Source organism: Halomicrobium sp. HArcht3-1 (assembly GCF_058933345.1).
The window spans coordinates 120,541-143,810 of record NZ_JBZYDM010000009.1; the positions used below are offsets into that span (position 1 = coordinate 120,541).

The 23,270-nt window shown below is 65.3% G+C and carries 32 protein-coding genes and 2 tRNA genes; 27 read left to right on the forward strand and 7 right to left on the reverse strand.

All coding sequences use genetic code 11. From position 1 onward, the window contains the following. Nucleotides 1-14: 14 nt before the first annotated feature. The 3 genes from AC5FRW_RS15340 to AC5FRW_RS15350 form a co-directional block, all read right to left on the reverse strand. Complete coding sequence (locus AC5FRW_RS15340; protein ID WP_493569340.1) at nucleotides 15-272, reverse strand: HalOD1 output domain-containing protein; 258 nt, start codon at nucleotides 270-272, stop codon at nucleotides 15-17. Further along, nucleotides 269-661, reverse strand: coding sequence for a DUF7344 domain-containing protein (locus tag AC5FRW_RS15345; RefSeq protein WP_493569341.1), 393 nt, complete (start codon nucleotides 659-661; stop codon nucleotides 269-271). Before AC5FRW_RS15345 ends, AC5FRW_RS15340 begins: the two co-directional genes overlap by 4 nt. A 125-nt stretch (nucleotides 662-786) precedes the next feature. Next, nucleotides 787-1,452: a helix-turn-helix domain-containing protein gene (locus tag AC5FRW_RS15350; RefSeq protein ID WP_493569342.1), complete on the reverse strand. Its 666-nt coding sequence runs from the start codon at nucleotides 1,450-1,452 to the stop codon at nucleotides 787-789. Between the two features lie 188 nt (nucleotides 1,453-1,640). On the opposite strand from AC5FRW_RS15350, the gene AC5FRW_RS15355 reads away from it, so the two are divergent. Then, nucleotides 1,641-2,243: a twin-arginine translocation signal domain-containing protein gene (locus tag AC5FRW_RS15355; RefSeq protein WP_493569343.1), complete on the forward strand. Its 603-nt coding sequence runs from the start codon at nucleotides 1,641-1,643 to the stop codon at nucleotides 2,241-2,243. An 88-nt stretch (nucleotides 2,244-2,331) separates the two neighbouring features. Here AC5FRW_RS15355 and AC5FRW_RS15360 read toward each other — a convergent pair whose 3' ends face one another. Next, nucleotides 2,332-2,883 (reverse strand): protein-tyrosine phosphatase family protein, encoded by a 552-nt coding sequence (locus AC5FRW_RS15360; RefSeq protein WP_493569344.1) that lies wholly within the window; start codon nucleotides 2,881-2,883, stop codon nucleotides 2,332-2,334. Nucleotides 2,884-3,043: 160 nt separating this feature from the next. Here AC5FRW_RS15360 and cofD point away from each other — a divergent pair, with 160 nt between their 5' ends. The 5 genes from cofD (at nucleotide 3,044) to AC5FRW_RS15385 (ending at nucleotide 6,519) form a co-directional block, all read left to right on the forward strand. Next, nucleotides 3,044-4,036 carry a 2-phospho-L-lactate transferase gene (gene cofD, locus AC5FRW_RS15365; protein WP_493569345.1) on the forward strand — a complete coding sequence of 331 codons (993 nt, stop codon included), beginning with the start codon at nucleotides 3,044-3,046 and terminating at the stop codon, nucleotides 4,034-4,036. A gap of 34 nt (nucleotides 4,037-4,070) precedes the next feature. Continuing rightward, nucleotides 4,071-4,814, forward strand: a complete 744-nt coding sequence (locus tag AC5FRW_RS15370) for a tRNA-dihydrouridine synthase (RefSeq protein ID WP_493569385.1) — start codon at nucleotides 4,071-4,073, stop codon at nucleotides 4,812-4,814. Beyond that, nucleotides 4,811-5,644, forward strand: coding sequence for a triphosphoribosyl-dephospho-CoA synthase (locus tag AC5FRW_RS15375; protein ID WP_493569346.1), 834 nt, complete (start codon nucleotides 4,811-4,813; stop codon nucleotides 5,642-5,644). Before AC5FRW_RS15370 ends, AC5FRW_RS15375 begins: the two co-directional genes overlap by 4 nt. Beyond that, nucleotides 5,641-6,231, forward strand: coding sequence for a DUF447 domain-containing protein (locus tag AC5FRW_RS15380; RefSeq protein ID WP_493569347.1), 591 nt, complete (start codon nucleotides 5,641-5,643; stop codon nucleotides 6,229-6,231). The genes AC5FRW_RS15375 and AC5FRW_RS15380 overlap by 4 nt, the downstream gene beginning before the upstream one ends. A gap of 93 nt (nucleotides 6,232-6,324) precedes the next feature. Next, nucleotides 6,325-6,519 (forward strand): 30S ribosomal protein S17e, encoded by a 195-nt coding sequence (locus AC5FRW_RS15385; protein WP_493569348.1) that lies wholly within the window; start codon nucleotides 6,325-6,327, stop codon nucleotides 6,517-6,519. A gap of 82 nt (nucleotides 6,520-6,601) precedes the next feature. Here AC5FRW_RS15385 and AC5FRW_RS15390 read toward each other — a convergent pair whose 3' ends face one another. Further along, nucleotides 6,602-7,657: an Mrp/NBP35 family ATP-binding protein gene (locus tag AC5FRW_RS15390; protein WP_493569349.1), complete on the reverse strand. Its 1,056-nt coding sequence runs from the start codon at nucleotides 7,655-7,657 to the stop codon at nucleotides 6,602-6,604. Nucleotides 7,658-7,717: 60 nt separating this feature from the next. Next, on the reverse strand, nucleotides 7,718-8,002 hold the full coding sequence (locus AC5FRW_RS15395; protein ID WP_493569350.1) for a hypothetical protein: 285 nt from the start codon (nucleotides 8,000-8,002) through the stop codon (nucleotides 7,718-7,720). Between the two features lie 152 nt (nucleotides 8,003-8,154). On the opposite strand from AC5FRW_RS15395, the gene AC5FRW_RS15400 reads away from it, so the two are divergent. The 21 genes from AC5FRW_RS15400 (at nucleotide 8,155) to idsA3 (ending at nucleotide 22,464) form a co-directional block, all read left to right on the forward strand. Beyond that, nucleotides 8,155-8,239: transfer RNA gene (locus tag AC5FRW_RS15400), tRNA-Ser, on the forward strand. Nucleotides 8,240-8,260: 21 nt separating this feature from the next. Further along, nucleotides 8,261-8,788: a 30S ribosomal protein S13 gene (locus AC5FRW_RS15405; RefSeq protein ID WP_493569351.1), complete on the forward strand. Its 528-nt coding sequence runs from the start codon at nucleotides 8,261-8,263 to the stop codon at nucleotides 8,786-8,788. Next, the gene (locus AC5FRW_RS15410) at nucleotides 8,788-9,309 is read left to right on the forward strand and encodes a 30S ribosomal protein S4 (RefSeq protein ID WP_493569352.1); all 522 of its coding nucleotides are present in this window, start codon (nucleotides 8,788-8,790) and stop codon (nucleotides 9,307-9,309) included. Before AC5FRW_RS15405 ends, AC5FRW_RS15410 begins: the two co-directional genes overlap by 1 nt. Next, complete coding sequence (locus AC5FRW_RS15415) at nucleotides 9,306-9,695, forward strand: 30S ribosomal protein S11 (protein WP_493569353.1); 390 nt, start codon at nucleotides 9,306-9,308, stop codon at nucleotides 9,693-9,695. The genes AC5FRW_RS15410 and AC5FRW_RS15415 overlap by 4 nt, the downstream gene beginning before the upstream one ends. Before the next feature lie 3 nt (nucleotides 9,696-9,698). Further along, nucleotides 9,699-10,478 (forward strand): DNA-directed RNA polymerase subunit D, encoded by a 780-nt coding sequence (locus AC5FRW_RS15420; RefSeq protein ID WP_493569354.1) that lies wholly within the window; start codon nucleotides 9,699-9,701, stop codon nucleotides 10,476-10,478. 101 nt (nucleotides 10,479-10,579) lie between these two features. Next, nucleotides 10,580-10,664, forward strand: a tRNA-Leu gene (locus tag AC5FRW_RS15425). Nucleotides 10,665-10,684: 20 nt separating this feature from the next. Then, the gene (locus AC5FRW_RS15430) at nucleotides 10,685-11,032 is read left to right on the forward strand and encodes a 50S ribosomal protein L18e (RefSeq protein WP_493569355.1); all 348 of its coding nucleotides are present in this window, start codon (nucleotides 10,685-10,687) and stop codon (nucleotides 11,030-11,032) included. Beyond that, nucleotides 11,029-11,478, forward strand: coding sequence for a 50S ribosomal protein L13 (locus AC5FRW_RS15435; RefSeq protein ID WP_493569356.1), 450 nt, complete (start codon nucleotides 11,029-11,031; stop codon nucleotides 11,476-11,478). The genes AC5FRW_RS15430 and AC5FRW_RS15435 overlap by 4 nt, the downstream gene beginning before the upstream one ends. Then, the gene (locus AC5FRW_RS15440) at nucleotides 11,472-11,870 is read left to right on the forward strand and encodes a 30S ribosomal protein S9 (protein WP_493569357.1); all 399 of its coding nucleotides are present in this window, start codon (nucleotides 11,472-11,474) and stop codon (nucleotides 11,868-11,870) included. The genes AC5FRW_RS15435 and AC5FRW_RS15440 overlap by 7 nt, the downstream gene beginning before the upstream one ends. A gap of 11 nt (nucleotides 11,871-11,881) precedes the next feature. Further along, nucleotides 11,882-12,082: a DNA-directed RNA polymerase subunit N gene (locus tag AC5FRW_RS15445; protein WP_493569358.1), complete on the forward strand. Its 201-nt coding sequence runs from the start codon at nucleotides 11,882-11,884 to the stop codon at nucleotides 12,080-12,082. Continuing rightward, a complete protein-coding gene (locus AC5FRW_RS15450; RefSeq protein WP_015763545.1) occupies nucleotides 12,079-12,255 on the forward strand; it encodes a DNA-directed RNA polymerase subunit K in 177 nt (58 codons plus the stop codon). The genes AC5FRW_RS15445 and AC5FRW_RS15450 overlap by 4 nt, the downstream gene beginning before the upstream one ends. Then, nucleotides 12,255-13,460, forward strand: a complete 1,206-nt coding sequence (gene eno, locus AC5FRW_RS15455) for a phosphopyruvate hydratase (protein WP_493569359.1) — start codon at nucleotides 12,255-12,257, stop codon at nucleotides 13,458-13,460. The genes AC5FRW_RS15450 and eno overlap by 1 nt, the downstream gene beginning before the upstream one ends. Beyond that, nucleotides 13,457-14,230 (forward strand): 30S ribosomal protein S2, encoded by a 774-nt coding sequence (gene rpsB / locus AC5FRW_RS15460; protein ID WP_493569360.1) that lies wholly within the window; start codon nucleotides 13,457-13,459, stop codon nucleotides 14,228-14,230. Before eno ends, rpsB begins: the two co-directional genes overlap by 4 nt. 82 nt (nucleotides 14,231-14,312) lie before the next feature. Continuing rightward, the gene (locus AC5FRW_RS15465; protein WP_493569361.1) at nucleotides 14,313-14,696 is read left to right on the forward strand and encodes a DUF5518 domain-containing protein; all 384 of its coding nucleotides are present in this window, start codon (nucleotides 14,313-14,315) and stop codon (nucleotides 14,694-14,696) included. 1 nt (nucleotide 14,697) lies between these two features. Further along, nucleotides 14,698-15,081, forward strand: coding sequence for a DUF5518 domain-containing protein (locus AC5FRW_RS15470; protein WP_493569362.1), 384 nt, complete (start codon nucleotides 14,698-14,700; stop codon nucleotides 15,079-15,081). 118 nt (nucleotides 15,082-15,199) lie between these two features. Further along, on the forward strand, nucleotides 15,200-16,537 hold the full coding sequence (locus tag AC5FRW_RS15475; protein ID WP_493569363.1) for a cytochrome P450: 1,338 nt from the start codon (nucleotides 15,200-15,202) through the stop codon (nucleotides 16,535-16,537). An 88-nt stretch (nucleotides 16,538-16,625) separates the two neighbouring features. Beyond that, complete coding sequence (mvk, locus tag AC5FRW_RS15480) at nucleotides 16,626-17,609, forward strand: mevalonate kinase (RefSeq protein WP_493569364.1); 984 nt, start codon at nucleotides 16,626-16,628, stop codon at nucleotides 17,607-17,609. A gap of 5 nt (nucleotides 17,610-17,614) precedes the next feature. Continuing rightward, entirely contained in the window at nucleotides 17,615-18,379 is a 765-nt protein-coding gene (locus AC5FRW_RS15485; protein ID WP_493569365.1) for an isopentenyl phosphate kinase, read from the forward strand. A 65-nt stretch (nucleotides 18,380-18,444) separates the two neighbouring features. Beyond that, nucleotides 18,445-19,824, forward strand: coding sequence for a hypothetical protein (locus AC5FRW_RS15490; protein ID WP_493569366.1), 1,380 nt, complete (start codon nucleotides 18,445-18,447; stop codon nucleotides 19,822-19,824). Nucleotides 19,825-20,081: 257 nt separating this feature from the next. Continuing rightward, nucleotides 20,082-21,428: an RNase J family beta-CASP ribonuclease gene (locus AC5FRW_RS15495; RefSeq protein WP_493569367.1), complete on the forward strand. Its 1,347-nt coding sequence runs from the start codon at nucleotides 20,082-20,084 to the stop codon at nucleotides 21,426-21,428. 1 nt (nucleotide 21,429) lies between these two features. After that, nucleotides 21,430-22,464, forward strand: a complete 1,035-nt coding sequence (gene idsA3 / locus AC5FRW_RS15500) for a geranylfarnesyl diphosphate synthase (protein ID WP_493569368.1) — start codon at nucleotides 21,430-21,432, stop codon at nucleotides 22,462-22,464. Nucleotides 22,465-22,484: 20 nt separating this feature from the next. Here the strand turns inward: idsA3 and AC5FRW_RS15505 are convergent, their stop codons facing one another. Further along, entirely contained in the window at nucleotides 22,485-23,264 is a 780-nt protein-coding gene (locus AC5FRW_RS15505) for a helix-turn-helix transcriptional regulator (protein ID WP_493569369.1), read from the reverse strand. Nucleotides 23,265-23,270: the final 6 nt, after the last annotated feature.

A 23,270-nucleotide genomic window follows, 5' to 3' on the forward strand; every position in this document is an offset into this window, starting at 1 on the left:
TCGATAGCGTCCGCCTACTCGACCGAGACGGAGCCGTCAGAAAGCACCGTCACCAGGCACTCACAGTACGTGAACTGCACGAGCACGTCGGTCACTCGCGTCTCGTCGACCGACGCCACCAGCGTGTCGAGGGCTTTCGGATCGATCACGTCGGCGAGGACGGGTTCGAGCGTCCGCACGTCGGCGTCCAGTGCGTCGGCGACCGCTTCGACGACGGCGAGGCTGGGAACGAGGTCTGGCTGTTCATCGGGCACGTTCCTGTGCCCGGTCACGGCCCGCTCCTCCCCCGCCTGCTCCCGTCCCGTGTGGTGTTCCGTTCCGGGAACGGCGTTCGGTTGTGCCACCCGTCGAACTCCGAAGTGAGCGAGACGAGATCCTGCGCTTGATCCCACTCGATCAGTCCCGCCGCCGATAGTTTCGGGAGGTGTACGTGTGCCAGACGCACGCTCATCTGATGCCGTCGTTCGACGGTCGATGCGCCTCGTCTTGTCTCGTCGTTCGCCGCGAGAATTTCGTCGACGAGTACTAGCACTGGGACCGGTCGGTGCTGTCCCCCCAGATACTGTAGCGCCTCACGGCGGGTCGCGCTCGCGAGCGCCTCGTAGTATCGGTCCAGGTGTGTCGCTTCACTCGGCACGTCGCCCGGTGGTAGATCACCCATACCACTCCTTCCGTTGCAGTCGACAAAGCCTTCGTGCCGGTCAGGTCATGGCGCTTATACCCTCCGTAACGACACCGTTACCGACGGCTATCGCCGCCTTACCGTCGATCGTTCGACTCGCGCTGTCAGGCCGTCGGCGTGGTTCCCGACCGTTCGGTGAGGCGCTCCTGTAACGCGGTGTTCGTTCCTCGTCGGAGCCGTTCCGACAACGCCTGTACCGAGATGTCGAGTGTCTCCGCCAGTGTAGCGAGCGTCACGCGACGTGGGACTTCGAAGTACCCCTCTTCGAGTGCCAGTGCCAGTGCTTCGTACTGGGGCTGGGTCAGCGATGTCGTCTCGCGCTCGGTGACGACAGCCGACAGCGACGACAGCCGCTGGAGTCGGTACGTGATCCCGTGGGCCGTACAGTACTCGTCGAACGTGACGAGATCACGGTGGTCCTCGAACCGGACCCGGAGCGTCCACGCAGCGTCGCTGTGGGCTTCGAGGAGCGTCCCGTTGGCTTCGGCGAGACCGTCGAGCAACGCGTCTGCCGGGTCGTCCCACTCGACCCGGTACAGTGTCCGGTCTTCGAACTCGTCGAGAACGTCGACTGGTCCGACTGACTCGCTAGCCGCCATCGCGGTGGCGAACTCGTCGCGTCCGTCGCCGTACGCCCAGAGGTAAGGTACGAACCGCCGTCCTGTGGGCACGAGACACTCGATCTCGACCACGAGGTTCGGATTGTCGGCGACGAACCGACCGAGCAGGAACTGCTCGGCTTCGACCGACAGTTCTGCGATGATACTCATCGCAGAACGTAGGTCCCCACCGGGTATAGCCCAGTTTGCCAGCTACTCGCCCGTTCGGCACGTGTACCGACAGTATATCTACGTCGTCCGTGCAACGTCTTTGGAACCTGTATCTAATCAGTCCATCACTGAACCGACTATGCTGTTCATAACCAAGCCAGTAACTCACCAATCCCGCCACGAGACGAATGAGCGAAGAGATCCAGACCGGCCGCGGCCGGTCGTCGAAGTTGAACCGTCGACAGCTCCTGCAGACCGTCGGGGTGGCGGGCGCGAGCCTGACAGCACTGTCCGGTATCGCGAGCGCGCACCAGACCCAGTTTTTCGGCTGTAGTCAGCTCTGTACGGACACGCAGGGAGATTACGCCGTCGTCCGCTCCGATGGGGCCTACGAGTGTCGCCCGATCACCCGGTCCTCGAACCGCAACAATCTCCCGTGGGACTGGGGCGCGTACTGCTACGAGGCCAGCGGCGACGAGGTGATCGTCGGGATGGTCGAAGAGAACGTCCTCGTGGGCGAGGAGATTGTCGACGACGGGACCTGCACGCTCTGTCTGAATCCGAATCGGTGTGCCCAGAATTACTACGACGACCCCGAGGACATCGTCGACGCGCTGAACGAGGACGCCACCTGTACGCCCTGTCGCGGTCGTGTGGAACGAAGCGAGGACTGCGAAGTGTACGGGTCGAGTGGTCGAAGCGGCGGCGGGCCGCCCGGAGGCGACACTGGGAACGGAGAGCGTCCGCAGAAGGGCAACGGAAAGAAAACCGGCCGCGGACACGGCGACTGACCGACTTATACGGATTATTGTAGATCGTTACCGGATCGACCGCTCGACTACGTGCGGTCGACCGGGAAAACGGCGACAATAATCCGTATTACTCGAACCGGGAGAGCAGTTCGTGCAGTTCGCCGCGGCGGGCGTTGCCGGCGTCCTCGGCGTCGCCGGGGGACCGCCCCATCCGCTTGACCGTCTGGATCGCGTCGAGCGCATCGTAGTCCCGCCCGTAGACCAGCCACGCCGCCAGTGCCTGTCCGGTCCGTCCGATTCCGGCCAGACAGTGAACGACGACCGGCTCTCTGGCGGCGACGGCGTCTTCGATGAAGGGGAGCACGTCCTCGGCCAGCGTCGCTCTGCTCGCGAGGTGATGGTCGGCGATGGGGACGTGGGCGACGTTCTCGGCCCCGAACGCGGCCGCGTACCGACCAGTGTTGGCGTCCGTCTGTTCGAGCTGTGTCCCGGAGAGCAGACAGAGCACGCGCTCGACACCACGGTCCTGCATGAACTCGATCCACTCCTCGACTGCGTCGTCACGCGGCGCAGTCGAATGCCAACCGGGACAGCAAGCGCCGTAGACGTATCTCTCGTCGGGGGCAGCGGGGGCAAACCGGTGGGCGTCGACCCGGTCTTCGTTTCGAGATGTCGGCATTATCTTCCCTCAGACACTCTGGGGTCTTGAAACAATCCCCGCAGTTCTCAACGATGACAATCAGATGCCGTGTGGGTCACCGTCTCATCGCCCGACTGAGGGACTTCCGTCTGGTGGATCGACAGCACCATTTATCACGCCGGTTCCCCCTACTGAGGATATGGTGACGTTCCTCTCCGGTGGGACCGGGACCCCGAAACTGCTCGCCGGAGCCGACGCGGTGTTCCCCGCTGAAGAGACGACAGTCGTGGGCAACACCGGCGACGACGTGATGCTGGGCGGCCATCTCGTCTGTCCCGACATCGACACCGTCCTCTTTCTTGCCGGTGGCGTCCTCGACCGAGACCTGTGGTGGGGGATCGACGACGACACCGCCGAGACCCACGACGAACTCCTGCGCCTCGCAGACGCGGCCGACTTGCGCGAGGGACCGCGATACCTCCCCGCCAAGGCCCAGACTCGGGGCCGCGAGATCGCACGCTGGCGGCGGTTCTCCGGCGTCGCGGAGTTCATGCACATCGGCGACCGTGACCGGGCCGTCCACGTGACCCGGACGAGTCTGCTCGACGAAGGGAAGTCCCTGACCGAGGTCACGCGGACGCTCGCAGCGGCGTTCGACCTCGACTGCGACCTCGTGCCGATGAGCGACGATCCGGTCGCGACGCTGATCCACACGCCCGATGGCGTCCAGCACTTTCAGGAGTGGTGGGTCGCTCGCGGCGGCGAGCCACCGGTCGACCGCGTCGAGTTCCGCGGCGGCGAGCACGCCGAGACCACGCCGGCCGTCGAGGACGCGCTCGACGATCCGGTCGTGATCGGCCCGTCGAACCCGATCACGAGCATCGGGCCGATGCGGGCAGTTCCGGGCTTCGAGGCCGCGCTGGACGAGACGCCGGTCGTGGCCGTCTCGCCGTTCGTCGGCGACCGAGTGTTCTCGGGACCGGCCGACGACCTCATGGACGCCACGGGGTTCGAGGCCAGCACGGCCGGCGTCGCGGCCGCCTACCCATTCGCCGACGCCTTCGTCCTCGACGACGACGATCCGACCGAACTGGACCGCCCGGTCGTCCGAACGGACACGCGGATGGACGACGACGCCGACGCCGAGCGCGTCGCGAACGCGGTTGCAGACGCACTGGCGGTGGTCGGATGATCCCGACCATCTCGTCGGGAGGGCCACGATGACGCTGTTCGATCCGCCGGTCGCGCTGGCGAGTCTCAGTGGCCGGTCGGACGCTGACTGGGCCGAAGGCGGCGCGCCCTTCGCCGGCTGTGCCTTCCTGGGCGGCATCGCCATCGACGACGCGACCCGGCGAGCGGCCCGCCAGATGGTCACACGCGACCGCGAGGAGTACCTCCCGCCGGACCCGCACAACTTCGTCTATCAGCAACTCCGGGCGATGGATGACCTGCCGATGCGGGCCGCCGTCAACGTCCGCAGCGCCGCACTGGCACCGCTCGAAGACGCTGCCGACATCTGCCGGGATCACGACGCGATTCTTGAGATCAACGCCCACTGCCGACAGGCCGAGATGTGTGAGGCCGGCGTGGGCGAGGCGCTCCTTCGCGATCCCGACAGGCTCTGTCGGCAGGTCGAGGCGGCGACGGCGACCGGTGCGACCGTCAGTGTGAAAGTCCGAGCGGAGGTCGACGGCGTCGATCTGGTCTCGCTGGCCCCGAAGCTAGAACGTGCCGGTGCGGCCGCCATCCACGTCGACGCGATGGACGCAGAAGCCGTCGTCGAGTCGGTCGCCGACGCGTCGGGACTGTTCGTGATCGCCAACAACGGCGTCCGCGACGCCGCGAGCGTCCGCGAGTATCTGGCGTACGGTGCCGACGCGGTCAGCGTCGGCCGGGCGAGTGACGATCCCGACGTACTCGCGGCGGTACGAAAGGCGACCTACGAGTGGTTTCAGGGGGCTGCACAGTGAGAGACACCGCGCAGAACGCCGAACTCGCGCTGTTGCTGGAAGTCGCTGGCACGCCAAAACCGGGCAACGTCGACCGCCATCACGAGTACGACGACCTGCGCTTCGAGCACTTCCTCGCCGGTGCCGTCGGCGCTCGACCCGGCTTCGAGCGTGCTGCGGCGGGCGAGCCTCTGGGCGACGCGTTCGAGCACGCCATCGAGGGGATGGCCGATCAGCGCGGCGGCAACACCCAGTTCGGTGCCGTCCTCGTCCTGATGCCGCTGGTCGCGACCGCCGCGAGCGGTGCCCTCACCCCCGAGCGTGCTCGCGAGACCGTCGCGTCGACGACCGTCGAGGACGCCGCGGGGTTCTACCGTGCCTTCGAACACGTCGACGTGGCCGTCGACGACCCGCCCGACGGGATGGAACCGCTGGACGTGCGCCACGGGAGCGACGCCGTGCCGACGCTTCGTGAACGTGGGCTGACGCTCGAATCGATCATGGAACAGAGCGCCGACATCGACGACGTGGCCGCCGAGTGGGTCGGTGGCTTCGACCGCGTCTTCGGCGCGGCCGACCGGCTCGACGACCTGTCCGGCCCGGTCGCGGATCGTGCCTCGACAGTGTTTCTCGAACTACTTGCCGAACAGCCCGATACGTTCGTCGTCACGCGACAGGACCGTGCGACCGCCGAGGAAGTCACCCGACGAGCGCAGGCAGTGGTGTCGGGCGAGGAGAGCGCCGCGGCACTCGCCGACGACCTCGTCGCCCGCGACATCAATCCCGGGACGACCGCCGACCTGACGGCCGGCGCGCTCTTTGTCGCGCTGGAACGGGGGCTGGATCTGTGACCGAGACCGTCGACTGGCCGGTCGACCTGCGTGGCGTCACCGAATCGGTCGTGACGACGCTCGGCCCGAACGACCGCTGGAACGTCGCGGCGCTCGGCCTGCACGCCCCCGACGGCGAGACCGAACCAGTCACCGCGCGCACGTGGGGGCGCACCCGGACGTGGCGTAACTTCACCGAACGCGGCGAGGGATACGTCCAGTTCACGAGCGATCCCCTCGACTTCGCTGAGGCGGCCATGACCATCCGAGAGGAAGACCAGCCAGTGCTCGCGAGTGCCGACGCGTGGGCGCGAGTCGAAGTCGACGAGCGCGCGAGTGGCACGGACGGCGGGACCCAGTGGGTCGAGTGGGCGCTCCGGCCGGTCGAATCGGCCGTCGAACGCGAGACCGTTCCGACGACGAACCGGGCGTACTACGCCGTCGTCGAAGCGACCGTCGCGGCCTCGCGCCTCGACGTTCCGACGTACGACACCGACACGCTACTCGACCGGATCGACTACTTCGCGGACGTGGTCGAGCGCTGCGGTGGCGAGCGCGACCGGGCGGCCTTCGCTGTCGTCCGCGAGCAGACCGACGGTTCCCGGTGACAGCGCGTCGTGTCTACGGGGTAGCCGTGCCACAGCCCCGCACTCGGCTCTCGTTCCGAATCCTTTTAGGGGGCCAGTCCGGTACGAACCCCTATGGCAATCAAGCCCGCCTACGTCAAGAAGACAGGAACGCTGCTGATGGAACGATACCCCGACGCCTTCGGTGCCGACTTCGAGCACAACAAGGACGTGGTCACCGAACTCACGAACATCGAGTCCAAGGGCGTTCGTAACCGTATCGCCGGCTACATCGCACGCAAACAGTCTTCGCCCGCCGCGGAAGCGTAGACGGGCTTTCTCTCTTCGCTTTTCGACCCACACCAGCGGCGGCTGTCTGCGCTCTTTGAGTGCTCCGAGAAAGGAGACCGCGTTACTGCTCTGTGGTCATCCGGTCGGCGTGGCGCTTGCGGTGGACGATCCCCTGATTGATCGCGGTCCGGTGGACGAACTCACGGAACGCCTCACCGGTCTCGCTGTCCTCGTCTAACACCATCGGTTTCCCGTCGTCGCCACCCTCCCGAACGGCAGGGTCTAAGGGAATCTCACCGAGGAAGGGCAGTCCCGTCTCCTCGGAGAACTCCCGGCCACCCCCAGAGTCGAAGATGTCGTGCTGGCTGCCACAGTCCGGGCAGGTAAAGGTCGACATGTTCTCGGCCAGTCCCAGCACGGGCGTCTCGTGACGGCCGAACATCTCCAGTCCCTTGCGTGCGTCGTCGAGTGCGACCGTCTGGGGGGTCGTGACGATTGCCGCACCAGTGACGGGGACGCTCTGGAGCATCGTGAGCTGCGTGTCGCCGGTCCCCGGCGGCAGGTCGATCACCATGTAGTCGAGACTGCCCCAGACCACGTCCTCCCAGAGTTGCGTGAGGACGCTGTCGACCATCGGGCCACGCCAGATGACGGGGTCGTCCTCGCCGACGAGAAAGTCCATGCTCATCAGCTTGATCCCGTACTTCTCTGGGGGGATGATCTGGTCGTCCTCGGTCGCCTGCGGGTGCTCGTCGGCGGCGACCATCCGTGGGACGTTCGGACCGTACACGTCGGCGTCGAACAGGCCGACCTGTGCGCCCAGTTCCGAGAGTCCGACAGCGAGGTTCACGGCGAGCGTGCTCTTGCCGACGCCACCTTTCCCCGAGGCGACGGCGATGACGTTCTTGACGCCCGGCAACACGTCCACCTCGGGGTCGATCCCGCGGTCGATGTTGGCCGTCAGTTCGATTTCGGCCGCTAGATCGTCGAGTGCGTGGCGTACCTCGCCGGCCATCGCGGTCTCGTTGGGCGAGTACGGTGCCCCCAGCGCGAGGTCGACGTGGATCTCGTCGTCGCCCACCTCGATCTCGTTGACCAGCCCCAGCGACACGATGTCGTCCCGAAGGTCCGGGTCACGGACCTCGCGCAGGCGCTCGCGCACGTCTGCTTCGTCCATGCCCCGAGGTAGGAGAGGGACCGGCGATAAGGGTTGTGACCCCGAGAGACGACACTCGTCTCACGGGCGTCGGAAGGTGTAGACGAACGCATCGTCGCCCGTTCCGAACGTCACGTCGATGGCACCGCCGTCGTCGTCGAAGACGAGTCGCTCGGCAGGCCCATCGAAGTCATGCAGGGGCATCGCGGCGTCGACGCTGCCGTCGGGTTCAACGGCGAAGTGTGCGCTCCCGCCGAACTCGGCCACGAGCGTCCCGTCCCCGCGCTCGGTCACGGTCGGTGCGAACGCAGCCAGCGCGTCACGGAGCGCCTCGCGATCGGTCGGATCGATGGTCGTCGGTGCCATAGCTGCCGTTCGTCCGGGCCGTGCAAAGGCGTGACGACGCACCGGCCGTTTCGTGACGTTTTTATACACCCGGCGAGGAAACTGAGGTAGACTCGTGCAGGGGCGCGGTGTCCCGAGTCCTCGACGTGAGGGCGCGAGTACTATGCAAGCGTGTCGTGGTAGCCAAGCCTGGCCCAAGGCGCAGGGTTGCTAACTCTGTGGCGTACAGCCTCCGGGGTTCGAATCCCCGCCACGACGCTCACACACCCGATAACACACATGAGTGCAGAAGACCCAGAACTGGACGAAGACGTGGACGAGGAGGAGCTCCGCTACTTCGTTCGGATCGGACAGACTGACCTCGACGGCACGAAGTCCGTCGAGCGTTCCCTGACAGACATGAACGGCATCGGCAAGCGCGCCGCGCGCATCATCGCCGAGAAAGCCGGTGTCGACCGACAGGCCCTTTTCGGTGCCCTCGACGACGAGGACATCGAGGCCGTCGTCGAGAAGGTCGAGGGGTACGCTGACGAGGTCCCGGAATGGCTTACCAACCACCAGAACGACTTCTATTCGGGCGAGTCGACTCACGAGATCGGTAACGACCTGCAGATGCAGCGTCGCGCCGACATCAACCGGATGCAGATGATCGACTCCTACAAAGGCGTTCGACACCAGCGCGGCCAGAAGGTCCGCGGGCAGCGAACCAAGTCCACGGGTCGTACCGAGGGCACCATCGGTGTCAACGTCGAGGCCATCAAGGAAGAACAGGCCGAGGAGGCCGCTGCCGAGGAGGATGACGAATAATGGCACTCGGATCTAACACCAAGTTCTACGAGACGCCGAACCACCCGTATCAGGGCGAGCGCATCGCCGACGAGGCCAACCTCATCGGTCGCTACGGCCTGAAGAACAAGGAAGAACTGTGGCGCGCACAGTCCGAGCTTCGTAGCTACCGCCGCGAGGCCCGAAAACTGCTCGGCCGCGCAGAAGGTGAAGGCTCCCGGTTCGAAGCCGACGAGTTCCTCACCCGACTCAAGCGACTGGGCGTCCTCAACGAGACCGACTCGCTGGACGACGTGCTGTCGCTCGACGTGACCGACGTGCTCGAACGCCGCCTGCAGACGGTCGTCTACCGCAAGGGCTACGCGAACACGCCCGAGCAGGCCCGGCAGTTCATCTCCCACGGCCACATCGTGCTCGAAGACGCCCGTGTCACCCGACCCGGAATGAAGGTCGAGGCCGACGCCGAAGGCAAGGTCGGCTTCGACGAGCACAGTCCGATCTCGGACGAACTGCATCCCGAACGAGCGGAGGCCCAAGAATGAGCGAATCCGAAGACAGCAAGTGGGGCGTTGCCCACGTGTACGCATCGTTCAACAACACGATCATCACCATCACGGACCAGACCGGCGCAGAGACGCTGGCGAAGTCCTCCGGTGGGACCGTGGTCAAGCAGAACCGCGACGAAGCGTCGCCCTACGCCGCGATGCAGATGGCCGAAGTCGTCGCCGAGAAGGCCAAGGCCCAGAACATCGAGGGCGTCCACGTCAACGTTCGCGGTCCCGGCGGGAACCAGCAGAAGTCCCCCGGTCCGGGCGCACAGGCGACGATCCGTGCGCTCGCTCGCGCCGGTCTCGAGATCGGCCGTATCGAGGACGTCACACCGGTCCCTCACGACGGGACTCGCGGTCCGAAGAACGCTGGATTCTAACCAATGACACAGGACTACGAGGTCGAGTTCGTCGAACGCTCCGAACGTGAAGCACGATTCCTCGTGCGTGGCATCACGCCCGCGTTCGCCAACGGCATCCGCCGAGCGATGATCGCCGACGTGCCGACCTTCAGCATCGACACGGTTCGGGTCATCGAGAACTCCAGTGTGATGTTCGACGAGCAGATCGGTCTTCGACTCGGCCTGGTTCCGTTGACCACCGATCTCGACGACTTCGAGGTCGGCGACGAGGTGACGCTGTCGATCGACGTCTCCGGTCCCGAGACCGCGTATTCGAGTGATCTGGTGAGTTCCGATCCGCTGGTCGACGCCGCGGACGACAACATCCCGATCATCGACCTCAAGGACGGCCAGCGCCTCGAAGTCGAGGCCGACGCCGTCCTCGACCGTGGCCGCGAACACGCCAAACATCAGGGCGGCGTGGCCGTGGGATACCGACACCTCCAGCGCGTCGAGGTCGTCGGTGACAAAGGCGAGTTCGAGGACGACGACCCGCAAATTTTGCGTGGCGTCATCGAGGAGCAAGCGGCCGAACACGCCGAGGGAGACGCCGAGAACGGCGATCTCGTCCTGACCGAGACGTTCGACAGTGACCTCGGGAAGCGCTACCCCGGGAAAGAGCTCGAAGTCCACGACGTGGAGAACGCATTTGTCTTCCACGTCGAGACCGACGGCTCGCTGTCGGTCGAAGAACTGACGCTTCGCGCGGTCGATACGATTCGATCCCGCGCGGACGAACTACGCGAAGCAGTCCAACTATAAGATGACCCCTGCCCCAACCGCACCGATGATCGCGACGCAACCCCGCGCCAGCGTGAGGATCGAAAGCGGTTTTACGGGGCAAACAGAAACCAGTAATGCGAGCAGGGATAGCCAAGTTTGGCCAACGGCGCAGCGTTCAGGGCGCTGTCCCGTAGGGGTCCGCAGGTTCAAATCCTGCTCCCTGCACTTTCTCAAGGAGGAACGTCATGAGTAAGACTAATCCGAGACTCAGTAGTCTCATCGCCGACCTGAAGTCGGCCGCCCGTACGGGCGGCGACGTCTGGGGCGACATCGCCGAGCGTCTGGAGAAGCCACGGCGCACACACGCAGAAGTCAACCTCGGCCGTATCGAACGATACGCCCAGGAAGACGAGACCGTGATCGTGCCTGGCAAGGTGCTCGGTTCCGGCGTCCTGCAGAAGGACGTCACCGTCGCTGCAGTCGACTTCTCTGGTACAGCCGAGAAGAAGATCGACCAGGTCGGGCAAGCAGTATCGCTCGAAACCGCAGTCGAACAGAACCCCGATGGCTCGGAGGTGCGCATCATCCGATGAGTGTCGCAGAATTCGAAGCGGACGTCGTCGTCGACGCCCGCGACTGCATCTTCGGACGTGTCGCATCCAACGTCGCCGAGCGCGCGCTCGACGGCGAGACCATCGCGGTCGTCAACGCAGAAGACGCCGTCATCACGGGCAACGAAGAGCAGATCACGGCGAAGTTCCAGAAGCGCCGTGAAGTCGGGTCCGATCAGGGTCCGGCATACCCCAAGCGCCCCGACGGCATCCTCAAGCGTTCGGTTCGCGGCATGCTTCCCTACAAGAAGCCCCGCGGCCGTGAGGCACTCTCGAACGTCCGTGTCTACGTGGGCAACCCCTACGAGGACGACGACGATGTCGAGGCCGAGATCGTCGAGGGTACCTCGCTGGATCGACTGTCGAACATCAAGTTCGTCTCGCTCGGAGACGTCAGCGAATCCATCGGAGCGAACGTCACATGGTAACGAACACTTCAGGTAAGAAGAAGACGGCCGTCGCTCGCGCGACCGTTCGCGAGGGCGAGGGTCGCGTGCGTGTCGACTCCCAGCCGGTCGAGCTGGTCGATCCAGAACTGGCACAGCTGAAGATGCTGGAGCCGTTCCGCATCGCCGACGACGAACTGCGAGAGCAGGTCGACGTCGACATCACCGTCGAAGGCGGCGGTGTGATGGGACAGGCCGACGCGGCGCGAACCGCGATCGCACGCGGACTCGTCGACCACACCAACGACGCCGAACTCCGTGACGCGTTCATGGAGTTCGATCGGTCGCTGCTGGTCAACGACGTTCGCCAGTCCGAATCCAAGAAGTGGGGCGGCCCGGGCGCTCGGGCGCGCTACCAGAAGTCCTACCGCTAAGGTGATATGATATGATGGTACCGGTCCGGTGTTTCACCTGTGGTAACGTCGTCGGCGAGCACTGGGAAGAGTTCAAGGCACGCACTCGTGAGGCCGAGGACCCAGAGAACCCGGAGAAGGTTCTCGACGAACTCGGCGTCGAACGACACTGCTGTCGCCGCATGCTGGTCTCACACAAGGACCTCGTCGACATCGTGGCACCCTATCAATGATGGTTCAGGAAAATCGCTACGAGAAGGCGCGGATCATCGGTGCGCGAGCGCTGCAGGTGGCTTTCGGTGCGCCGGTGCTCATCGACACCGATCAGACCCAGCCGATCCTCATCGCGGCCGAGGAGTACGACGCTGGTGTGCTGCCCTTCACCGTCCGACGAGGTGACAACTAATGACGCTCATCACCGACATTCGACTGCGCCGCGTGCTCGATTCGCGTGGCAACGCGACTGTCGAAGCCGACGTGCTCACCGAGAGTGGCGGCTTCGGTCGTGGCAAGGCACCGAGCGGTGCGAGTACCGGCGAGTACGAAGCGATCGAACTCCCGGCCAACGAAGCGATCGCACGAGCACGGAAAGACGCGTTCCCGCGACTCATCGGCGAAGTCCACGCTGGTAATCAGCGCGATGTCGACGCCGCACTCCACGCGGCCGACGGCACGGACGACTTCTCCGAGATCGGCGCCAACAGCGCCGTCGCCATCTCGATGGCGGCCGCGAAGGCCGGTGCCGACGTGCTCGGTGCACCGCTGTACCAGCACCTCGGAGGGACTTTCCGCGGGAACGAGTACCCGACGCCGCTTGGCAACATCATCGGCGGCGGCGAACACGCCGCGGACGCGACGAACATTCAGGAGTTCCTCGCGGCACCCATCGGCGCGCCAAGCGTCGAGGACGCAGTGTTCGCGAACGCGGCCGTCCACCAGGAAGTCCACGACATCCTCGCCGAGCGGGACCTGCCCGCCGGCAAGGGTGACGAGGGTGCCTGGGCACCGTCAATCTCCGACGACGAGGCCTTCGAGATCATGGCCGAGGCGGTCGATACCGTCGCGGACGATGTTGGCTTCGCCATTTCGTTCGGGCTTGACGTGGCCGGCGCGGAACTGTACGACGATGACGAAGACGGCTACGTCTACGACGATCAGATCCGCTCCGCCGAGGAGCAGATCGACTACATCGCCGAGAAAGTCGAGGAGTACGACCTCGTCTACGTCGAGGACCCACTCGACGAGAACGACTACGAGGCCTTCGCCGACCTGACCGAGCAGGTCGGTGACCAGACGCTGATCTGCGGTGACGACCTCTTTGTCACCAACGTCGAGCGCCTCCAGACCGGGATCAACACCGGTGCGGGTAACTCCATCCTGATCAAACCCAACCAGATCGGCACGCTGACGGACGCCGTCGACGCGATCGAACTGGCACGCGACAACGGCTATGCGTCGGTCGTCTCACACCGTAGCGGTGAGACTGAAGACGCGACTATCGCACACCTCGCCGTCGCGACCGACGCGCCGTTCATCAAGACGGGCGCGGTCGGTGGCGAGCGAACAGCCAAGCTGAACGAACTCATCCGAATCGAGGACAACGCAGTATGAGCGGCAACGAAAACGAAGGTCTCGACGCGGAGGACTCCGACTTCGACCCCGAGGAAGAAGTCGAAGCCAACGCCGAGACGACAGAGACTGAGGAACCGGCCGCCGACGCCGAGGCCACCGAGGCCGACGCCGAGGCTGAAGAAGAGGACGAGGGCCCAGCCCTCGACGAGGACGTCATGCCAGACGACGAGGCAGACCTCCTCATCCCCGTCGAGGAGTACCTCGGCGCGGGTGTCCACATCGGGACCCAGCAGAAGACCAACGACATGGAGCGGTTCATCCACCGCGTCCGAACCGACGGTCTGTACGTGCTGGACGTCTCGATGACGGACACGCGGATCCGCACGGCAGCGGACTTCCTCGCGAACTACAACCCCGAGCAGATCCTCGTGGCCTCCTCGCGACAGTACGGTCGGTTCCCGGCCGAGAAGTTCGCCGACGCCGTCGGTGCCCGTGCCCGGACGGGTCGGTTCATTCCGGGGACACTGACGAACCCGGACTACGACGGCTACATCGAACCCGATGTCGTCGTCGTGACCGACCCGATCGGTGACGCTCAGGCCGTCAAAGAGGCGATCACCGTTGGTATTCCGGTCATCGCGATGTGTGACTCCAACAACACCACATCGAACGTCGACCTCGTCGTCCCGACGAACAACAAGGGGCGCAAGGCGCTGTCAGTCGTCTACTGGCTGCTCGCCAACGAGACGCTCGACCGCCGTGGTTCCGACACCGTCTACGAACTCGCCGACTTCGAGAGCGAACTGTAGACGCGGCCTTTTCCGTTCTCCCCGAGATCGAGAGCGGCTGCACTCACCAAGGCTTACTGTGCCCGCCGTCGAAGCCGTCGCCATGGCTGAAGGTGACACGTTGATCAACGCCCTGATCGGTGCCGTCGTCGGAACGATTGCTGGTGCCGTACTACCGTTCGGGCCGTTACTCGGTGGTGCAACGGCCGGCTATCTCGAAGGTGGCTCACGCTCGGATGGACTCAGAACAGGTCTGTACGCCGGCCTGATTGCATTGATTCCGCTCTTGCTTGGCGGATTCGCAGCCGCCTCGTTGCTTGGCTTCTTCGCTATCGGCGTCGGCCCCGACGCGCTCGCACTCGGCGCATTCGGATTCGTCATCCTGTTGTTCATCTTCGTCGGCTCGCTCGCATACGTCGTCGGCCTGAGTGCGATCGGTGGGTGGCTCGGCAACTACATCAAGTACGATACCGATATCGGATCGTAGGATGGCGGGATCGCTCGTCCGCGATGCAGGCTGGGGTGCAGCAGTCACGGTCGTCCTCTCGGTTCTCCCGTTCTCGCCGCTCGTCGGTGGGGCGGTGGCGACGAACCGCCGGGGTGGTGGGTACGCCGACGGCTTCGGTGTCGGAGCACTGTCTGGCATCGTGGCAGCGATCCCGCTGCTCGCACTCTTCGTGCCGGCGCTGTTCGTCGTCGGTCTCTTCGGCTACGGTATTCCACCGTCGTCGCCGGGCTACGACGTGTTCCTTGCGATCGTGTTCGGTCTGTTCGGTCTGTACACGGTTGGCCTGAGCGCACTGGGCGGACTCGGCGGCGTCTGGGCACGAGACAACACCGACTGGAATCTTGATCCGGCCCGGTGGCTCTGATCGGTCGACAGCCCAACCGGGGCCGTCGGTTCGCCGGGTGGTATTTTCGATGTCCAGCAAGGCTACTGTCGTCCCGTTTGGCATACGATTCAAACGTGTGCGCCCCCTATCTCGATCGATGGCAGAGACGCCGCCCGGTCCGAAAGGAGAACCGCTGTTCGGGAGCAGCAGGACGTACTCGAACAATCCGTTCCGGTTCGTCGAGGCGCTGGAGCAGGCCTACGGTGGTGTCGCCCGCTTCGATATGGGGCCGATGGACACGTTCCTCGTGACCGAGCCGGCACTGATACAGCGGATACTGGTCGACGATGCCGACCGCTATCGCAAGCCCGACTTCCAGGGGGATGCGCTCGGTGACCTACTGGGTGACGGGCTACTGCTGAGCGAGGGCGAGACGTGGGAGACCCAGCGAAAGATGGCGAACCCCGCGTTCAGCATGGCACGACTGGCGAAGATGGACGACCGCATCGTCGACCACGCCGAAGCGATCGTCGCCGACTGGCAGACCGGTGAGACAATCGACGCCGAACGCGAGATGACGCACGTCACCCTCGACGTGATCCTCGATCTCATGATGGGCGTCGAGTTACCTGACGAGCGCGTCTCGACGGTTCAGGATCAGTTGTTGCCGCTTGGTGCGCGGTTCGAACCGGACCCGATCCGCTTTGCGATCCCCGAGTGGGTGCCGATGCCCGACGACGACGAGTTCGATACGGCCGTCGAAACGCTCGATGGCGTCCTCGACGACATCTTCGAGCAGCGCCGCGGGACGACCGGCACCGAGGACGACGGGCCGATGGACTTCCTCTCGATCCTCCTGCGAGCGCGCGACCGGGGCGACCAATCCGAAGAGCAACTCCGCGACGAGATGATGACGATGTTGCTTGCGGGCCACGATACGACCGCGCTCACGCTGACCTACACGTGGTTCCTGCTCTCGGAACATCCCGAGGTCGAGGCCCGACTGCACGAGGAACTCGACGCCGTCGTCGGGGACGAGCGCCCGACGATCGATCACGTACAGGAGTTGGAGTACCTCGACTGGGTGATCGACGAGTCGATGCGGCTGTACCCGCCGGTGTACACCATCTTCAGAACGCCGACCGAACCGGTCGAACTCGACGGCTACGAGGTACCCACGTCCGCGAACCTCATGCTTCCCCAGTGGGCGGTCCATCACTCCGAGCGCTATTGGGAGAACCCCGACGAGTTCGATCCCGAACGGTGGTCGCCCGAGCGCAGCGAGGGGCGACACCGCTTTGCCTTCTTCCCCTTCGGCGGTGGGCCACGCCACTGCATCGGGAAGCACCTCGCGCTGCTGGAGGCAAAGCTAATCATCGCGACGGTCGCCTCCGACTATCGGCTCCACTTCGAAGGCGAAACCCCGCTCGAACTACTGCCCTCGTTGACGGCGCATCCGAGACAGGAGATGCGGATGCGAATCGAGGAGCGGTAGAGAGCGAACTCACAGCGTCGTGGCGCGCACCGGCGGCTGTCGCTGACTTTTCAACGATTACTATACGGATGGCAACAGAGGGACGGGTATGGTAACAGCGAGTGCGCCCGGGAAGGTGTATCTGTTCGGGGAGCACGCGGTGGTCTACGGCGAGCCGGCGGTGCCCTGTGCGATCGAGCGTCGGGCCCGCGTCACCGTCGAGGAGCGTGCGGAGGGACTGACAGTCCACCTCGACGATCTGACCCTCGACGGCTTCACGATCGAGTACACGGGCGACGCGAGCAATGGTCCCGACGTGGACGTTTCCGAGTCACTCGTCGAGGCCGGCGTCGGCTACATCAACGAAGCGATCGAGCAGGCGACCGACGCCGCGGGTGTCGACGGCGCGGGTTTCGAGATCAGCGTCGAGAGTTCGATCCCGCTCGGTGCGGGCCTCGGTTCGTCGGCAGCGGTCGTCGTCGCCGTCATCCGTGCGGCGACGGCAGAACTCGGCGTCGAACTGACCGATCGCGAGGTCGCAGAGCGCGCGTATCAGGTCGAACACACCGTACAGGACGGCGAAGCGTCGCGGGCGGACACCTTCTGTTCGGCGATGGGTGGTGCGGTCCGCGTGGAGGGCGACGACTGCCGACGGATCGACGGCGTCGACACGCTCCCGTTCGTGATCGGCTACGACGGTGGCGCTGGCGATACGGGTGCGCTGGTGGCCGGCGTCAGGCAACTCCGCGACGAGTACGGTTTTGCGGCCGACACGGTCGCTGCGATCGGCGACATCGTCCGGCAGGGCGAGCGCGCACTGCATGACGGCGATCTGGCGGAACTTGGCGAACTGATGAACTTCAACCACGGCTTGCTGTCGGCGCTGGGGGTCTCCTCGCGCTCGCTCGACAGCATGGTGTGGGCGGCCCGTGACGCCGATGCACTTGGTGCGAAACTCACCGGGGCCGGTGGCGGTGGCTGTATCGTCGCGCTCGACGACACGGAAGACGCACTGACGGCGCTGAACTACACGCCCGGCTGTGAGGACGCTTTTCGGGCGGCACTGGACACCGAGGGAGTTCGGATCGAGTGATGGCGGTGGACGAACTCACAGCCGCCGATACGCTCGTGCTCAAACTCGGCGGGAGCGTCATCACGGCGAAAGATCAGCCAGAGACCGTCGACGAGACTGCGCTGTCCCGCGCTGTCGCGGCCGTCGCCGAGACCGACGCGTCGCTCGTGATCGTCCACGGCGGCGGGAGCTTCGGGCACCATCACGCCGCCGAACACGGCGTCTCGACGACCGAGGGCACACACGACGCCACGGGCGCGCTCGCGATCCACGAGGCGATGGTCGATCTCAATCAGACCGTCGTGGCAGCGTTACAGGACGCCGGTGTTCCGGCGATGCCCGTCCAGCCACTCTCGGCCGCCGCGCGCGACACGCACGACGATCTGTCACTGGCGACGGACGCCGTCGCGGGACTGCTCGCCGAGGGGTTCACGCCGGTCGTCCACGGTGATGTGATCGCCCACGCGGGCGAAGGTGTGACCGTCGTCTCCGGTGACGAACTCGTCGTCGAACTCGCACCCGCCGTCGACGCTGACCGCGTCGGTCTGTGTTCGACCGTGCCGGGCGTGTTCGACGAGTCGGGTGCTGTGGTCGAGCGAATCGACGCCTTCGCCGACGTTGCAGCGGCGGTCGGGGAGAGCGACGCGACCGACGTGAGCGGTGGCATGGCCGGCAAGGTCAGTGCGTTACTCGGTCTCGCAGTTCCGGCGCAGATCTTCGGTCCTGATGCACTGGCCGACTTCCTCGCGGGGGACTCGCCGGGGACGACAGTCGACGGCGAGTCCCAGTAAGCCGACCGATCGGTTCCCATCATCTCGCCGAAACCTATTTGGTCGCGTTGGCTTTTGTCCCTGATATGGCAGCAGTCGGACTCAGTGACGTGTTCAAGTACGGCACCCGGTTTCTCGCGCATCTCATCGTCGTGGTGCTACTCGGCGTCGTGCTGGTGTTGATCGGCAATCTCGTCGGCGACTTTCTGGTCGGGACAGCCACGGACCCAGCTATCAGGTCGACGCTCGATACGACGGCGTACGGCGGTATCGTCATCGCCGTCGCCGGCGTGCTCGTTACCGTCGCCGGGCTGAGCGGCCTCCTGTTCAAACTCGTGGCCGACGGGACGACCGTCGGGACACGGTCCGCTCTCGCCGCTGCGGACGGGGTCAGTGTGGCCGACGGGGAAGCAACCGAACAGCCTACCGACGACCAGTCCGCGGGCCCGGAGCAAGACGATGCGGCCGGCCCGGCAACACGATCGGACAGCACCGAGCAGGAGAGTACACAGCCAGAGCAACCGCCCGAGACGACCGACCCGACACGGCAGCCAGCGGCCGGACGAGCGGCGAGCAACCCCGGAGACGACGGACCCGCTCCGGGTCAGGGTCAGCCACCCGCTCAGACCCAGCCCAACACCGCACAGCCGCTGGACGAGTCGGGTGAACGAAGCGACGTGCGACAGGATTCCCAGCACCAGACCGAGCCTGCTCGGTCGGTCCAGCCCGAGACCGAACCGTCGGGAGCACAGCCAGCCCAGAATCCGTCCACACCGCCGTTCGAGGAAGCGACTGCTCCACAGTCCCAACAGCCATCGACCGAACGGTCGGGCGCCGACGAGGACACCGTGAACCCGACCGGCGATGACGAGAGACCCAGCGTGGCCGTCGGCGACGGGAGCGAGGGGACGGCCGACGGTGACCCGGCCGACGGTGACCCGGCCGACGAGCAGTCGGATCCGGACGATCCACCGACGTGGACGCCGCCGGACCCGGACGAGTTCGAGCAACAGCAGGCGGCGAAAGCCCAAGAACAGGCACAGCAGGAGACCGCAAAGGAGTCCCCGGACCCGCCACGAGAGGAGGACTCCACCTCCTTCGACGACGGCCACGAGACCGACTTCGACGACGACACGCGCGTCGTCGACGAAGCCCAGTTCGACGAGTCGTCGAGCAGTGCGACGACGTGGGACGACCTCCAGTCGTCGGCCGAGTCGCCGACGCCGGACCCGACCGAGGAGCACGTCACCGACGAGTCGGCGTCGTCGGCGGACGACTGGGGAAGCCCGGAGCGGCTTGCCGGTGAGCAGCCGTCAGACCCCGAGACGACCGACGACGAATCGGCGACCGACGCCGATCCGGCAGACGACGTCGACGACGAAGACACGTCCGACTCCGGTGGCACGTTTACTTTCGAGACCGGGAGCGACAGTGATCCACTCTCGGATGCGCTCGACGACGAGTGAGTCGCCGGTGGAACCCATCAGTTTTTAACAGCGGCCGTCGTAGCCCCGCATAACCGAGCGTACGGCCGCCCGGCGAGCGGGAGGCGGCCGGCGGACGACGAAACGGGGACACGCCGTTCCCGTCCACTGACGTGGTCCGGGGCTACGGTGCACCCGGTTGGCCTGCGGACCACAGGACCTGTCGCGCACGCGACCTGCGGACTGTCGTAGCCGGTACCCCCCCCGCGTCTGGGCGGCTTCTACTCGGAGAGACAACTATGGAAGTAGAAATCGCAACAATCGGCGGATACGAAGAGGTTGGCCGACAGATGACGGCCGTTCGCGCGGGCGACGACGTCGTCGTCTTCGACATGGGCCTGAACCTCTCGAAGGTACTGATTCACGACAACGTCGAGACCGAGCGGATGCACTCGCTCGATCTCATCGACATGGGTGCGATCCCGGACGACCGCGTCATGTCCGAACTCGAAGGTGACGTGAAGGCCATCGTGCCCACGCACGGTCACCTCGACCACATCGGTGCGATCAGCAAGCTCGCACACCGCTACGACGCGCCCATCGTCGCGACGCCCTTCACGATCGAACTGGTCAAACAGCAGATCAAGGGCGAAGAGAAGTTCGGCGTCCAGAACGACCTCGTCAAGATGGAGGCCGGGGCCACGATGTCCATCGGCGACAAGAACGAACTCGAATTCGTCAACGTCACCCACTCGATCATCGACGCCATCAACCCCGTGCTGCACACGCCCGAAGGATCGGTCGTCTACGGGCTGGACAAGCGCATGGACCACACGCCGGTGCTGGGCGATCCGATCGACATGAAGCGGTTCCGCGAGATCGGTCGCGAGGGCGAGGGCGTCCTCGCGTACATCGAAGACTGTACGAACGCGGGCCGCAAGGGCCGCACGCCTTCCGAATCGGTCGCACGCCGCCATCTCAAGGACGTGATGACCAGCGTCGAGGACTACGACGGCGGGATCGTCGCGACGACGTTCTCCTCCCACATCGCCCGCGTGAAGTCCCTCGTCGAGTTCGCCGAGGACATCGGGCGCAAGCCCGTGCTGCTCGGGCGCTCGATGGAGAAGTACTCCGGCACCGCAGAGCGACTGGACTTCGTCGACTTCCCGGAGGATCTGGGGATGTACGGCCATCGCAAGTCCGTCGATCGCACATTCAAGCGGATCATGAACGACGGCAAGGAGAACTTCCTGCCGATCGTCACCGGCCACCAGGGCGAGCCACGGGCGATGCTCACCCGGATGGGACGGGGCGAGACGCCCTACGAGCTGGAAGACGGCGACAAGGTCATCTTTAGCGCCCGGGTCATCCCGGAGCCGTCCAACGAGGGCCAGCGCTACCAGTCCGAACAGCTCCTGAAGATGCAGGGTGCACGCCTGTACGACGACATCCACGTTTCGGGCCACCTCCGCGAGGAAGGCCACTACGCGATGCTGGACGCCCTCCAGCCCCAGAACGTCATCCCAGCCCACCAGAACATGAAAGGGTTTGCCCCCTACGTGAGCCTGTGTGAGAGTCAGGGGTACAAACTCGGGCGTGACCTGCACGTGACGAGCAACGGGAACCGGATTCAGCTGGTCGAGTAGGATGTCCCGCCAACAGGACGTCGAGGCGGCGATCCTCGCCCGCCGCGAGCAGGTCAACGACGCGATCCAGCGAGAGCTGCCGGTCGACGAACCCGAACAGCTCTACGAGGCGTCGCGATACCTGATGGACGCCGGTGGAAAGCGACTCCGTCCGACGATGTTACTCCTGACTGCCGAGGCTATCGCAGACGTCGATCCGCTGTCGACCGACTATCGGTCGTTCCCGACGGTCGAGGGCGACGAGATCGACGTGATGCGGGCTGCCGTCGGCATCGAAACGATCCAGTCCTTCACCCTGATCCACGACGACATCATGGACGACGACGACCTGCGTCGTGGCGTGCCCGCGGTCCATCGAGAGTACGACCTCTCGACGGCGATCCTCGCCGGAGACACCCTGTTCTCGAAGGCCTTCGAGTACATGCTCGATACCGGTGCGAAGCCCGAGCGGTCGGTCGCAGCGACGAAACGCCTCGCCCAGACCTGCACCGAGATCTGTGAGGGCCAGTCGTTCGACATCGACTTCGAGAGCCGCGAGGAAGTGACCACTGACGAGTACCTCAACATGGTCGAACTGAAGACCGCAGTGCTGTACGCCGCCTCGGCGTCGATCCCGGCCCAGCTGATGGGTGCGGAAGACGCCGTCGAACCGCTGTACGGCTACGGGCTAGACGTGGGGCGGGCGTTCCAGATTCAGGACGACCTGCTCGACCTGACGACGCCCTCCGAGAAGCTCGGGAAACAGCGCGGGTCCGACCTCGTCGAGGAAAAGCAGACGATCATCACGCTGCACGCCCGCCAGCAGGGCGTCGACGTCGAGGGCCTCGTCGAGACCGACTCCGTCGAGGCCGTCACCGAGAGCGAGATCGACGACGCCGTCGCGACGCTTGAGGAAGCCGGGAGCATCGAGTTCGCCCGCGAGACCGCTCACGATCTGATCCGGAGCGGCAAAGAGCGACTCGAAGTGCTGCCGGACAACGAACCGCGGCGCTTGCTCGAAGAGATCGCCGACTATCTCGTCGAGCGCGAGTACTGACGCTGTCCGCGTCGATTTTTTCACGAGCGTATGAGATCGCGTGGTGAGACGACCGTGGCGGCGGCCCGATAGCGGTCGAAGCAATTGCTCGCCCACGCGTGCAACCGCTCGCCACTCGAATCGGCACACGCGACGAGCTGTCCGTCGTCGTAGGCGAGCACGAGTGTCCGATCGTCGGTGAGCGTGAGACCGAAGGAGATCGGATCGGGGTGGCGCGACAGTTCGAACCGGGGCACCGACACCACTGTCGCGAACTCCGTCGGGTTCCGATCCCGTGCGGCGCGGGTCGTCTCGGCGTCGAGGACGAGGTCGGTCGCGACGCCATCGAGGATGCGCTGGGCGTGGGCGTCGTGAAAGAGTCGGCTCAGGACCGGTGCGAGCATGCGAAAGCGATCGGTGTCGGCCGATTCGACGACCGAGACGTAGTGACTGACCGGGGCCTGTGGATGGTCGGGATCTGCGGTGACGACAGTCGCGTCGGCAAGCAGGTCCGGCGGCGGTGCGGCGTCGGCCGGGAGCTGCTCGTAGAGTGGCCCGTGTTCATCAACCGTCGCGAGTGCGTCGACGTACTCGCGATGGGTGCGTGCGACCACGTCTCCCTTCGTCGTCAGGTGGTACGTGCCGTCACGTTTCCGTGCCCATCCACGCTCTGTGAACGCACGGAGGTTCCGCTGGATCGAGCGCCGCGACTGGTCGAGGTCGTCAGCGAGGTCGCGAGGATCGCCGGGAGACTCGCGCAGGCATTCCAGCAAACGGAGGCGGTCTGGCGAATTTGCGAGAAACCGGGCGGGATCGCTCATATCCGA

Coding starts and splice junctions, on each gene's coding strand:
- AC5FRW_RS15345 (WP_493569341.1), bottom strand. CDS start 661: ATGGGTGATCTACCACCGGGCGACGTGCCGAGTGAAGCGACACACCTG.
- AC5FRW_RS15350 (WP_493569342.1), bottom strand. CDS start 1,452: ATGAGTATCATCGCAGAACTGTCGGTCGAAGCCGAGCAGTTCCTGCTC.
- AC5FRW_RS15355 (WP_493569343.1), top strand. CDS start 1,641: ATGAGCGAAGAGATCCAGACCGGCCGCGGCCGGTCGTCGAAGTTGAAC.
- AC5FRW_RS15360 (WP_493569344.1), bottom strand. CDS start 2,883: ATGCCGACATCTCGAAACGAAGACCGGGTCGACGCCCACCGGTTTGCC.
- cofD (WP_493569345.1), top strand. CDS start 3,044: ATGGTGACGTTCCTCTCCGGTGGGACCGGGACCCCGAAACTGCTCGCC.
- AC5FRW_RS15385 (WP_493569348.1), top strand. CDS start 6,325: ATGGCAATCAAGCCCGCCTACGTCAAGAAGACAGGAACGCTGCTGATG.
- AC5FRW_RS15390 (WP_493569349.1), bottom strand. CDS start 7,657: ATGGACGAAGCAGACGTGCGCGAGCGCCTGCGCGAGGTCCGTGACCCG.
- AC5FRW_RS15395 (WP_493569350.1), bottom strand. CDS start 8,002: ATGGCACCGACGACCATCGATCCGACCGATCGCGAGGCGCTCCGTGAC.
- AC5FRW_RS15405 (WP_493569351.1), top strand. CDS start 8,261: ATGAGTGCAGAAGACCCAGAACTGGACGAAGACGTGGACGAGGAGGAG.
- AC5FRW_RS15410 (WP_493569352.1), top strand. CDS start 8,788: ATGGCACTCGGATCTAACACCAAGTTCTACGAGACGCCGAACCACCCG.
- AC5FRW_RS15415 (WP_493569353.1), top strand. CDS start 9,306: ATGAGCGAATCCGAAGACAGCAAGTGGGGCGTTGCCCACGTGTACGCA.
- AC5FRW_RS15420 (WP_493569354.1), top strand. CDS start 9,699: ATGACACAGGACTACGAGGTCGAGTTCGTCGAACGCTCCGAACGTGAA.
- AC5FRW_RS15430 (WP_493569355.1), top strand. CDS start 10,685: ATGAGTAAGACTAATCCGAGACTCAGTAGTCTCATCGCCGACCTGAAG.
- AC5FRW_RS15435 (WP_493569356.1), top strand. CDS start 11,029: ATGAGTGTCGCAGAATTCGAAGCGGACGTCGTCGTCGACGCCCGCGAC.
- AC5FRW_RS15440 (WP_493569357.1), top strand. CDS start 11,472: ATGGTAACGAACACTTCAGGTAAGAAGAAGACGGCCGTCGCTCGCGCG.
- AC5FRW_RS15445 (WP_493569358.1), top strand. CDS start 11,882: ATGATGGTACCGGTCCGGTGTTTCACCTGTGGTAACGTCGTCGGCGAG.
- AC5FRW_RS15450 (WP_015763545.1), top strand. CDS start 12,079: ATGATGGTTCAGGAAAATCGCTACGAGAAGGCGCGGATCATCGGTGCG.
- eno (WP_493569359.1), top strand. CDS start 12,255: ATGACGCTCATCACCGACATTCGACTGCGCCGCGTGCTCGATTCGCGT.
- rpsB (WP_493569360.1), top strand. CDS start 13,457: ATGAGCGGCAACGAAAACGAAGGTCTCGACGCGGAGGACTCCGACTTC.
- AC5FRW_RS15465 (WP_493569361.1), top strand. CDS start 14,313: ATGGCTGAAGGTGACACGTTGATCAACGCCCTGATCGGTGCCGTCGTC.
- AC5FRW_RS15470 (WP_493569362.1), top strand. CDS start 14,698: ATGGCGGGATCGCTCGTCCGCGATGCAGGCTGGGGTGCAGCAGTCACG.
- AC5FRW_RS15475 (WP_493569363.1), top strand. CDS start 15,200: ATGGCAGAGACGCCGCCCGGTCCGAAAGGAGAACCGCTGTTCGGGAGC.
- mvk (WP_493569364.1), top strand. CDS start 16,626: ATGGTAACAGCGAGTGCGCCCGGGAAGGTGTATCTGTTCGGGGAGCAC.
- AC5FRW_RS15490 (WP_493569366.1), top strand. CDS start 18,445: ATGGCAGCAGTCGGACTCAGTGACGTGTTCAAGTACGGCACCCGGTTT.
- AC5FRW_RS15495 (WP_493569367.1), top strand. CDS start 20,082: ATGGAAGTAGAAATCGCAACAATCGGCGGATACGAAGAGGTTGGCCGA.
- idsA3 (WP_493569368.1), top strand. CDS start 21,430: ATGTCCCGCCAACAGGACGTCGAGGCGGCGATCCTCGCCCGCCGCGAG.
- AC5FRW_RS15505 (WP_493569369.1), bottom strand. CDS start 23,264: ATGAGCGATCCCGCCCGGTTTCTCGCAAATTCGCCAGACCGCCTCCGT.